General features: G+C 53.8%; 10 protein-coding genes. 4 read left to right on the top strand and 6 right to left on the bottom strand.

The features are described from left to right. The first annotated feature begins 190 nt into the window (after nt 1-190). The gene (locus tag KNV97_RS19775) at nt 191-1579 is read left to right on the top strand and encodes a uracil-xanthine permease family protein (protein ID WP_136485414.1); all 1389 of its coding nucleotides are present in this window, start codon (nt 191-193) and stop codon (nt 1577-1579) included. Between the two features lie 124 nt (nt 1580-1703). Here the strand turns inward: KNV97_RS19775 and envZ are convergent, their stop codons facing one another. The 4 genes from envZ to KNV97_RS19755 all read right to left on the bottom strand — a co-directional run bounded on the left by envZ (nt 1704) and on the right by KNV97_RS19755 (nt 6079). After that, nucleotides 1704-3011: a two-component system sensor histidine kinase EnvZ gene (envZ, locus tag KNV97_RS19770; protein ID WP_218562624.1), complete on the bottom strand. Its 1308-nt coding sequence runs from the start codon at nt 3009-3011 to the stop codon at nt 1704-1706. Between the two features lie 62 nt (nt 3012-3073). Continuing rightward, nucleotides 3074-3796: an osmolarity response regulator transcription factor OmpR gene (ompR, locus tag KNV97_RS19765; protein WP_136485418.1), complete on the bottom strand. Its 723-nt coding sequence runs from the start codon at nt 3794-3796 to the stop codon at nt 3074-3076. A gap of 285 nt (nt 3797-4081) precedes the next feature. Continuing rightward, the gene (locus KNV97_RS19760) at nt 4082-4687 is read right to left on the bottom strand and encodes a bifunctional 4-hydroxy-2-oxoglutarate aldolase/2-dehydro-3-deoxy-phosphogluconate aldolase (RefSeq protein WP_136485420.1); all 606 of its coding nucleotides are present in this window, start codon (nt 4685-4687) and stop codon (nt 4082-4084) included. Nucleotides 4688-4699: 12 nt separating this feature from the next. Next, entirely contained in the window at nt 4700-6079 is a 1380-nt protein-coding gene (locus KNV97_RS19755; RefSeq protein ID WP_136485422.1) for a GntP family permease, read from the bottom strand. A 159-nt stretch (nt 6080-6238) separates the two neighbouring features. Between KNV97_RS19755 and KNV97_RS19750 the strand changes: the two genes are divergently transcribed. Together KNV97_RS19750 and edd are read left to right on the top strand one after the other, a co-directional pair. Next, nucleotides 6239-6760: a gluconokinase gene (locus KNV97_RS19750; RefSeq protein ID WP_136485424.1), complete on the top strand. Its 522-nt coding sequence runs from the start codon at nt 6239-6241 to the stop codon at nt 6758-6760. Further along, nucleotides 6757-8562, top strand: a complete 1806-nt coding sequence (gene edd / locus KNV97_RS19745) for a phosphogluconate dehydratase (RefSeq protein ID WP_136485426.1) — start codon at nt 6757-6759, stop codon at nt 8560-8562. The genes KNV97_RS19750 and edd overlap by 4 nt, the downstream gene beginning before the upstream one ends. Nucleotides 8563-8610: 48 nt before the next feature. On the opposite strand, the gene KNV97_RS19740 is transcribed toward edd, so the two are convergent. Both KNV97_RS19740 and greB read right to left on the bottom strand, forming a co-directional pair. After that, nucleotides 8611-9609 carry a LacI family DNA-binding transcriptional regulator gene (locus KNV97_RS19740; RefSeq protein WP_218562623.1) on the bottom strand — a complete coding sequence of 333 codons (999 nt, stop codon included), beginning with the start codon at nt 9607-9609 and terminating at the stop codon, nt 8611-8613. A gap of 133 nt (nt 9610-9742) precedes the next feature. Beyond that, nucleotides 9743-10228, bottom strand: a complete 486-nt coding sequence (greB, locus tag KNV97_RS19735; protein WP_136485430.1) for a transcription elongation factor GreB — start codon at nt 10226-10228, stop codon at nt 9743-9745. A gap of 147 nt (nt 10229-10375) precedes the next feature. On the opposite strand from greB, the gene KNV97_RS19730 reads away from it, so the two are divergent. After that, nucleotides 10376-11038: a hypothetical protein gene (locus KNV97_RS19730; protein ID WP_136485432.1), complete on the top strand. Its 663-nt coding sequence runs from the start codon at nt 10376-10378 to the stop codon at nt 11036-11038. Nucleotides 11039-11088: the final 50 nt, after the last annotated feature.

Raw genomic sequence — 11088 nt, 5'->3', positions numbered from 1 at the left:
CGCCCAAAACGAGTAAACGCAAACGTTTACCTTTATACCCGGTGCGCCAAGCGGCTCGGCCGCCATTGGCGTAGCGGGTAGAACTCCAGAACCGGACCTGATTAACAGCAATCACAGAGATGTTCCGTGTTCCGCTTTACGTGCCCATTCAGCGCATACACAAAGTGCATTTACAATTTAGGAAACTGCCATGACAACCCAACACGCTGCGCGTCCATCCGAGCTGGTTTATCAGCTCAATGATCGCCCACCTTTACCGCATACGATTTTTGCCGCCCTGCAACACCTGCTGGCCATGTTCGTTGCCGTGATCACGCCATCACTGATCATCTGCCAGTCTCTCGGCGTACCTGCCGATCAGACCAACACCATCATCAGCATGTCGCTGTTTGCGTCCGGCTTATCCTCTTTTATCCAAATTCGTACCTTTGGTCCGATTGGTTCCGGCTTGCTGTCCATTCAGGGCACCAGTTTTAACTTTTTAGGTCCGATTATCGGGGCCGGTCTGGCACTTAAAGCCGGCGGTGCTGATGTACCGACCATGATGGCGGCGATTTTCGGCACCATTTTGCTGGCATCGTTTGCCGAAATTCTGCTGTCGCGGGTGCTGGAATACGCGCAGCGTATTATTACTCCGCTGGTATCGGGCATTGTGGTCACCCTGATTGGCCTGACCCTGGTTCAGGTTGGCCTGGTTTCGATGGGTGGCGGCTATGCGGCGCTGGGCGACGGCACCTTCGGCAGCCTCGACAAACTCGCTCTGGCGGGCACGGTCCTGGCGATTATTGTCCTGCTTAACCGCGCGCGTAACCCGTATTTGCGCGTAGCATCAATCGTAATTGCCATGCTGGTCGGCTACATCATGGCCTACCTGATGGGCATGGTGGATACCAGCAAACTGAGCGCTACCCAGTTGGTTGCCCTGCCTATCCCGATGCAGTACGGCCTGAGCTTTGACTGGTCCCTGTTTATCCCGCTGGTACTGATTTTCCTCATCACTGCGCTCGAAGCGATTGGTGATATTACCGCCACCTCGGAAGTGTCCGGTGAACCGGTCAAAGGTCCTGTCTACATGAAACGGATTAAAGGCGGCGTGCTGGCCGACGGCATCAACTCGGCACTGGCGGCGGTATTTAACAGCTTCCCGAACTCCACCTTCAGCCAGAATAACGGTATTATCATGCTGACTGGTGTCGCCAGCCGCTACGTGGGTTACTTTATTTCCGCGATGCTGGTGTTGCTGGGCCTGTTCCCTGGTGTTGCCAGCTTTGTCCAGCTGATCCCGGAGCCGGTGCTGGGCGGTGCGACCATCGTAATGTTCGGTACTATTGCCGCGGCAGGCGTACGTATCATCTCGCGCGTTGATCTCGACCGCCGCGCAATTCTCATTATGGCGCTCTCTTTTTCTATGGGCCTTGGCATCGCACAAAAGCCGGAGATCCTGCAGTTTATGCCGGAATTCATTAAGAGTATTTTCTCATCAGGCGTTGCCGCCGGCGGTATCACGGCCATCCTGCTCAACCTGCTGCTGCCAGACCATAAACAAGCGGAACAAAGCGCAGCGCAGGTTAGCGACTGATCCGCGCCAGTCTGCCAGCACAACCTGGCGGATACGCTTCACCGCCCTTGCGGTAACGGGTTACCCATAAAAGAGGCTCGCCATATGGCGAGCCTCTTTTATGGCTTTGCAGTTAAGCTGGCGCTCAGCGCGTCGGGAAACTGATCTGGGCCTTGAGGCCACCCTCGCTGCGGTTATTGACCGCCACCGCTCCGGCGTGCTGGCTGACAATCCTTTTCACGATAGCCAGCCCCAGCCCGGTACCTTCACTGCCGCGCGCCGTATCGCCGCGGGTAAAGGGTTCAAATAGCTTATTGACCTGGGATGAATCTATACCCGGACCGTTGTCTTCGACACACACCCAGGCCATTTTCTTATCGGCCGTCAGACCGGTACTGACCTTAACCCAGCCATTACCGTAACGCAGCGCATTCACCACCAGATTACTCACCGCACGCTTGATCGCAATCGGATTACCGACCGCATCTTCCATGCTCTGGTGCAGGTCAGTTTCAATATGCACCGCATAACCGCCTTCCGAGGTCGCGACATCATTGGCAATCGCATTGAGATCGACCGCTTCAAAGCTGTCGCGATTGACCGGTTTCAGGTAATCCATAAACTGACTGATGATCTCGTTACACTCTTCGGTGTCACTGATGATGCTTTCCGCCAGATAACTCTCTTCCGGCGACATCATTTCGGTCGCAAGACGAATCCGGGTCAGCGGCGTACGCAGGTCATGACTGATACCGGCCATCAGCAGTGCCCGGTCCTCCTCCAATGCCTGAATGCCTTTCGACATCTGATTAAAGGCCCGGGTTACCGAACGAATTTCACTGGCCCCTTTTTCCTGCAGCGGCGGTGGAATCGCCCCGCGTCCGACCGATTTGGCCGCTTTTTCGAGCGCAATCAGCGGTCGGTTCTGCAAACGGATAAACAGCCAGCCACCCAGCACAATCAGCACCGCCATAATGATGCTGTTACGAAACAGCGGCGCAAAATCTTCTTCCTGCAGTTCTGAGAGCGGGATCCGCAGCACCTGACCAGGCAGCATATCGATCTTCATCCACAGCACATAGCTGTCTTCTCCCGCGCCCATACGCACTTCGGTCGGCGAACCGAGCTGCTCACTCATCTCTTCACTCATCAAATCAATCGCGACGGAGTGATGATACGGCTCGGCCTGCGGACTGTTTTCAGCATAGATACTGACCCCGAGCTGTTCCAGCACACGGCGGCGCAACGGTGCGTCCATGACCAGACCGTTTTCATCCATGTGCATCGAATCATCGAGCATCAGACTGATTTCATGACTGAGAATTTTATTGAACTGCTGCAGACTAGGCATCAGCGCATAGTTAAACAGGGCGTAATAGGAGTAGACCTGGCTTGCGACCAGCAGGGTAAAAAACAGCACAATGGTCTGGCTAAATGAACTGCGAATGCGCATGGGATACCTTTCAATGCAGGACAATCAGTGCCAGACAGGCTGGCACTGAAACGGAGATCGGATTAACTGGCTTCCTTACCGTCCGGCACAAACACATAACCCAGCCCCCATACGGTCTGAATGTAGCGCGGTTTGCTCGGATCGACTTCCAGCATACGACGCAGACGGGAAATCTGCACATCGATGGAGCGTTCCATGGCCGAATACTCGCGACCGCGGGCCATATTCATCAGTTTGTCGCGCGACAGCGGTTCACGGGCATTAGTCACCAGCGCTTTCAGCACGGCAAATTCACCTGAGGTCAACGGCATCGCTTCCTGACCGCGGAACATTTCGCGCGTGCCGAGATTAAGGCGAAACTCACCGAACTCCACAATCTTGTCATCGGCACTCGGCGCTCCGGGCGCTTCGGTTACCTGGCGGCGCAGCACCGCTTTGATACGGGCCAGCAGCTCACGCGGATTAAACGGTTTAGGCAGATAATCATCGGCCCCGACTTCCAGACCGACGATTCGGTCGATCTCGTCACCTTTGGCGGTCAGCATCAGGATAGGGATCATGTTGTTGGCATTACGCAGACGGCGGCAAATCGACAAACCATCTTCACCCGGCAACATCAGATCCAATACCATTAAATGGAAGGTTTCACGGGTCAGCAGGCGATCCATCTGCTCACTATTGGCCACGCTGCGTACCTGGAACCCTTGCTCCGAGAGATAGCGTTCGAGCAGGGCTCTCAAGCGGGCATCATCATCCACGACTAATATTTTATGATTTTCTTGCATCTGTCCTGTCCCACGAATAAGTGTCTGCTTCTTAAAGCGAAAGAAGCGAGTAAAATGTAACACTGTTGCGCATGATAGGGCTCAAAGAATTGTTAACGTTTATTACTAACTTAAGCCCTGTCAGCCAAGGTGGCTAAGTCATCATACCAACCAGGCAGCGCTGTGTGATGTTGCTTTTATCATAGCCCACTCCTCATCTCTAAGCTGCGACCTGACGCAGAGACAAAAAAAAGCCAACCGCAGGGTTGGCTTATGTGGATGACAGTGACCGGCTCAGGCGAGAACTTACAGTTCGCGCACCAGTTTAGCAATCGCGTCCCAGTCACCCTTATCCATCAGATCGCTCGGTACCATCCAGGTGCCGCCGCACGCCACTACCGCTTTAATCGCCAGGTATTCCTGCACATTACCAGGATTGACGCCGCCGGTTGGCATAAATTGCACCGGATACACGGCGCTCAGTGCTTTCAGCATCGCCGTGCCGCCTGACGGTTCAGCCGGGAAGAACTTCACGGTTTTCAGGCCCAGCTCCATCGCCTGCTCAACCAGGCTCGGGTTATTCACGCCAGGTACAATCGCAATGCCGCGTTGCTGACAGTATTTGACTGTGGTCGGGTTAAGGCCCGGGCTGACAATAAAGTCTGCGCCCGCTGCAATTGCCTGATCCACCTGCTCAGTAGTCAGCACGGTACCGGCCCCGATCAGCAGATCAGGATAAGCTTCTCGCATCAGACGAATCGATTCCTGTGCCGCGTCAGTACGGAAGGTGACTTCAGCACACGGCAGGCCATTTTCAACCAGCACTTTAGCCAGAGGCACAGCCTGGTCGGCGTGGTTAATCGCAATTACCGGAACAATTTTGATTTGTTGCAGTTGTTGTTCAAGAGTCATTATCAGTCAGCCTTATAAAATTACGCTCAGACCCGCGGCGATAACAAAAGCGATCGTCCCCAGCAGCGTTTCCATTACAGTCCAGGTTTTCAGGGTCGTTTTCTCATCCATCTCAAGCAGACGAGAAACCAGCCAGAAACCGGAGTCATTAAAGTGAGACAGTACCGTGGCACCACCGGCAATCGCAATCACGATAAAACAGTGATCCAGGGCAGTCAGTCCGGTGGTCTGGGCGACAATCGGTGCCATCAGTGCTGCGGTAGTGGTCAGTGCGACGGTTGCAGAGCCTTGCGCCACGCGCAGACAGGTCGAAATCACGAACGCGGCCACAATCACCGGCATACCGGTATGCGCCAGCACATCCGCCAGTGCCTGGCCGATACCGCTTGAGCGCAGTACACCACCAAACATACCGCCGGCACCCGTGACCAGGATCACCGCACAGATCGGCGCCAGAGAATCAGTACACAGTTTTTCCAGTTTATGCTTACCGTACTTACCGGTAAATACCGCCAGACACACCAGCAGAGTGATCAGCAGTGCAATCGGGGTTTTACCCAGCATACGCAGAAATTCCACCACTGGCTGCTGGCCATCGACCACACCGGCAACAGACAGAGTATTGAGACCAGTATCGAGGAAAATCAGAATCACCGGCAGCAGCAGAATCAGCAGCACGGTAGAAAACTTCGGCAGATCCTGCTTGTCTTTGAACATCACTTCGGTGTTCATAAACGCTTTCGGCAGGGAAATCACATACTTGTTACCGGCATAGATACTGAACAGATAAGCACCGAAATACCAGGTCGGAATCGCAATCAGCAAACCGACCAGCAGCAGCAGACCTAAATCTGCGCCCAGCAGATCGGAAGCGGCCACCGGGCCCGGATGCGGCGGTACAAACGCATGCATCACAGCAAACGCCCCCGCGACCGGGAACGCGTATTTGATCGGCGAACCGCCCAGACGCTTAGCCACGCTGAACAAAATCGGCATCATCACGATAAGACCGGCATCGAAAAAGATTGGAAAACCAAACATCAGCGATGCCACACCAAGCGCCATTGGCGCACGGTGCTCGCCGAAGCGGCTAATCAGGGTGTCCGCCAACACTTTCGCGCCACCGGTCACCTCAAGAATTTTACCTATCATGGCACCCAGGCCAACTAACAGGGCCACTGAGGCTAACGTGCCGCCCAGTCCAGACAGCATAGTCGGCACGACTTTATCGCTCGGCATACCCGTTGCCAGCGCAGTACCGAAACTCACCAACGTCAGCGAGGCAAAAGCGTGCACCTTCAATTTCATGATCAAAACCAGCAGTGCAGCAATAGCGGCGGCAGCGATAAGCAACAGCTGGGTAGGGTCTGGGCTCTGTGCTAATTGTTCCATTTTGTTCACCTTTATCAAGGATTGGATGTTTGTGTATTAGTTCACAATTTCAAAAGTTACGGGTAACATGTTACCGATAACACCACTAAGATAAAGTCAATTCTTACGGCAGATTTTAAAATTGAGATCTCGCTCAGATCTCGCGATTAAGGAGTCAGTATGACGGGTAGCAGTATTATCGTTATGGGCGTGAGTGGTTGCGGAAAAAGCACCATCGGTGCCAAGATTGCCCAACGTCTCAACGCCAAATTCATTGATGGCGATGACCTTCATCCCCGCGCCAACATTGAAAAAATGCGCCGCGGTGAACCACTGGATGATAACGATCGCGCGCCTTGGCTTGAGCGTATCCGCGATGCAGCATTCAGCCTGGAAAACAAGAGCGAACGCGGTGTCATCGTCTGCTCTGCGCTGAAAAAAAGTTACCGTGATCAGATTCGTGACGGCAACCAAAGCGTCACTTTTGTTTTTCTTGATGGTGATAAATCTCTGATCATCAAGCGTATGCAGGCTCGTCAAGGTCACTTTATGAAAACTCATATGATTGACAGCCAGTTTGCGGCGCTACAGCGCCCAGATAACAGTGAAACCGACGTACTGAACATCTCGATTGCTGACGATATCGATGTCGTGGTTGAGCACGCCGTGCATGCGCTGTACCAGCAGGAGGCAACGGCATGACCCATCCGCATATTCAGCAGGTGACCGACAACATTCGCTCACGCAGTGCCGAGCTGCGGGCACGCTTTCTGGCCAAAACAGCCCAGCAGCACGCCAGCGGCAAAGGCAAAGCCAGCCTGTCATGTGGTAATCTGGCTCATGCGATTGCGGCGTCCTGTCAGAGTGAGAAATCAAACATTCTCGATCTGACCCGTGCCAACCTGGCCATCATCACCGCCTACAATGACATGCTCAGTGCGCATCAGGTCTACAAAGATTATCCGGATCAAATCAAAGCCGCCCTGGCCCCGGTTGGCCATACTGCCCAGATTGCCGGTGGTGTCCCTGCGATGTGCGACGGCGTGACTCAGGGGCAACCGGGTATGGACATGTCACTGTTTTCCCGTGACTTGATCGCTCAGGCGACCGCGATGTCGCTCAGCCATAACATGTTTGACGGCACCCTGCTGCTCGGTATCTGTGACAAGATTGCCCCGGGCCAGCTGATGGGCGCGCTGGCTTATGCGCACCTTCCGACCGCATTTATCCCGGCCGGGCCAATGGCGACCGGGATCAGCAACGAAGAAAAAGTCGATGTGCGCCAGAAATACGCCGCCGGTGAAGTCGGCCGCGATGCGCTGCTGCAAATGGAGTGTAATTCTTACCACTCACCGGGTACCTGTACCTTCTACGGAACCGCCAACACCAACCAACTGGTGTTTGAGGCGATGGGACTGATGCTGCCGGGCTCGGCTTTTGTGCATCCGGACAGCCCGCTGCGCACTGCGCTGACTGAGTATGCCGCCAAAGCGATCGCTGCCATGGCGCCGGGCACTCCGGCCTACCGACCGCTGAGCGAAGTGGTCACGGCAGAAAGCCTGGTTAACGGACTGGTTGCCCTGCTCGCCTCCGGCGGCAGCAGTAACCACACCATTCATCTGGTCGCGCTGGCGCGGGCTGCCGGTCTGATCCTGACCTGGCAGGATATCAGTGACCTGTCTGACGTGGTACCTCTGCTGACCAACGTTTATCCGAACGGCACGGCCGATATCAACGAGTTCGAAGCGGCCGGCGGCGTCCCTATGCTGTTGTCCCGCCTGGATGAACGCGCTCTGTTACACCGCAGTGTCACCCCGGCTATCGGTGATTTTTCCCTGCAGCTCCAACGCCCGCAGCTCGCTGACGGTGAACTGGTATGGCAGCCATGTGGTGACACCCTCAACCCGGCCGTCATTGCCGCCAAGCAGACCTGCTATCAGACCAGCGGTGGTATTAAGGTGCTGAAAGGCAATCTGGGTCAGAGTGTCATTAAAATTTCCGCGGTCAAAGCTGAGCATCATCTGATTGAAGCACCAGCGAAAGTCTTCAACTCGCAGCATGCGGTAGAAGCCGCCTATCAACGCGGTGAGCTGAATCAGGATTGTGTGGTCGTGGTACGCTACAGTGGCCCGGCAGCCAATGGGATGCCGGAGCTGCACAAACTGATGCCGATCCTCGGCAACGTGCAAAAAGCCGGTTTCAAAGTCGCCCTGGTGACCGACGGCCGCCTGTCCGGCGCCTCGGGTAAGATCCCGGCCGCGATTCATATGTCGCCGGAAGCTCTGCGGGGCGGCATGATTGGCCTGGTAGAAGACGGGGATATTTTGCGGCTGGATGCCCAAAATGGCGAACTGACCTGTCTGGCTGACCTCAGCCAGCGCAGCGCCACAGTTCCAGCCAGTGAAGCCGATCAGCACGACTGGGGACGCGAACTGTTTGCTCTGGCGCGCCAGCAGGTCACCGCTGCCGATCAGGGCGCAACCTTTCTGTTTCCAGCGCTGTAAACAGCCTTAAAACCGGCCTGTACGGGCTGACCTGGTCAGCCCGTGCTATTACAGACTGTCTCCGATCGTCAGGCGGTAGCCCAGATCGTAGACTTTCTGCTCCGCTTCCTCTCCGGCCAGCGCCGCTAAGAGTAATTCTGCACTTTTCTTGCCAATCGCAAAACGCGGCGTCTCCACACTGGTCAGCTTAGGAATAATCGCCTGGCCGATATCCAACGCATTGTAGCCGACCACCGCAATCTGTTTCGGTACCTCAATGCCTTTATGGGCGCAGTACATCATGGCCCCAATCGCCACGTCATCGTTAGTACAGAAAATCGCATCGAGCTGCGGACATTGCGCCAGCGCTTTTTCCAGCAACACTCCACCTATGGTGAAACTGGAGTGTTCACCGGTTGAAATCTGTTGTGGCTCCAGACCGGCATCACGCATCGCACGCTCGTAGCCCTGCATCCGTAACCGGGTCCGGGTATCCAGCCGGGCGCCGAGATAGACAATATTTTTCCGCCCGCGCGCCAGCATCTCCTGCACCACTTCATACGATGTCTGCTCATGATCCAGCCCCACAGCCATATCAATCGGGCAGGCCGGGATCTCCATGGTTTCCACCACAGGCACCGCGGCTGATCTCAGCATCTGCAGGGTGCGTTCCGTATGGTTGGTTTCGGTCAGGATCAGGCCATCGACGCGATACGACAGTAACGCCGCAATTTTTTCTTCTTCTTCCTTCGAGCTGTAACCGGTGTGGGCTATCAGGGTGTCATAGCCGGCCTGCTTGGTCACAGACTCAATCCCCTGCACTAAATGAGCGAACACCTGATTCGACAACGAGGGCAGAATAATACCGATAGCACGGCTGGAGGATTTGGACAAAATCGCCGGTACCCGATTCTGAATATAACCCAGCTCTTCAATTACAGCGGCGATTTTTTGCTGGGTTTTCTGGGCTACCGAGCCCGGGTCACGCAAATAACGCGACACCGTCATTTTGGTAATCCCCACCTGGTCAGCAATGTCTTGTAAGGTGGGTCTGGTTTTTCGCTGCATACTTTTCCTAATCAGTGGCGACAGGTTTCCGCCCGGGTTGACCTCGCGTCAGACTTTTATCATAAAACATACGGATAACTGAAACTATGCCAGCTTTTCACAAAACAGAGCAAAAATGATAATAAACTAGTTTCTATGCATCTATTTTATACTCAATGCTATTGATGAACCAGACTTTATCGCCACTTGGCGTCCTGACGACAAATTCATCATCCACCTCTTTTTTCAGCAGCGCACGCGCCATTGGTGAGTCAATTGATATGTAATTTTTGACCTCATCACCATAAATTTCTTCCGGACCGACGATTCGAAACTTTTTCATCTCACCGGCTTCGTTTTCAATCTCCACCCAGGCACCAAAAAACACCTTGCCATCCTGCTGCGGCGAGTAGTCAACTATGGTCAGTTCCGGCAGCAATTTACGCAGGAAGCGCACGCGGCGATCGATCTGGCGCAGCAGTCGTTTGTTGAAAGTGTAATCAGCGTTTTCAGAGCGATCACCCAAGCTTGCGGCCCATGTCACAATTTTGGTGACCTCAGGACGCCGTTCATTCCAGAGAAAATCATGCTCTTTTTTGAGTTTATTAAACCCTTCACGAGTAATAAGTTTCGTTTTCATTTAATCCACAAAATAATTAATAATCAAAATCTTACAAATTTATAAAAAGATAAAAACAGAACATTTTAGGTTGTTTTATTAGATTAAAAAACACTGTTTTAATAGAATTACGCGATTCTGAGTTACCTTTTCGGAGTCAAAACCATTATGTCCGCACCTGATGCAAAACAGCAAATTTTCAACGCCAGCAAAGAGCTTATCGCCATCATCGCTCTGTTGCTTGTCGCTCCTCTGGCACTCTATCTCGATCTGGCCGTGCTTAAAAACGATGTCGGCGAAATCTCAGTGACCGAACTAGCTCAAGAGGGTTTCGTATTACTCTCCATGCTGATGTTTGCCCGCGCCGCGAAAACCACCCCGTCGTCACGCGGTTTTTACCTGCTGGTCAGCGGCTTTTTTGCCTGCATTCTGATCCGCGAACTCGATCAGTTCCTGGACTACATCTGGCACGGCTTCTGGCAGATCCCGGCCGCGATCACCGCCGCGACCTGTATCGGCATGGCGATGACCCGTTATAAAGATTCCGTACTGGCACCGATGGCAGACTATACCCGTTCACGTGAGTATGTCTTTATGGTCGGTGGCGTTCTGCTGCTGCTGGTGTTCAGCCGTGTATTTGGCAGTGGTCACCTGTTGTGGGAACACATCATGGGCGATGACTATGACTATGTGCTGAAAAGCGCGCTGCAGGAAGGTCTGGAATTACTGGGCTACTCCTGGATGACCTATGGGGCCTATCGCCACTGCATTTGTGCACAACGTAGCACTTCTGTCGCTGAATCTGCTCTGACAACGCCGGTAAACGTTTAAAATAGACTATCTTGTCCCCACATCAAGAAGTCTGTTGTAACAAGTGATAC

It is taken from the genome of Vibrio ostreae (assembly GCF_019226825.1).
Classification (GTDB): domain Bacteria; phylum Pseudomonadota; class Gammaproteobacteria; order Enterobacterales; family Vibrionaceae; genus Vibrio; species Vibrio ostreae.
Note: the sequence above shows the minus strand (reverse complement) of the source record. Positions and strands in the feature narration are given on the sequence as shown.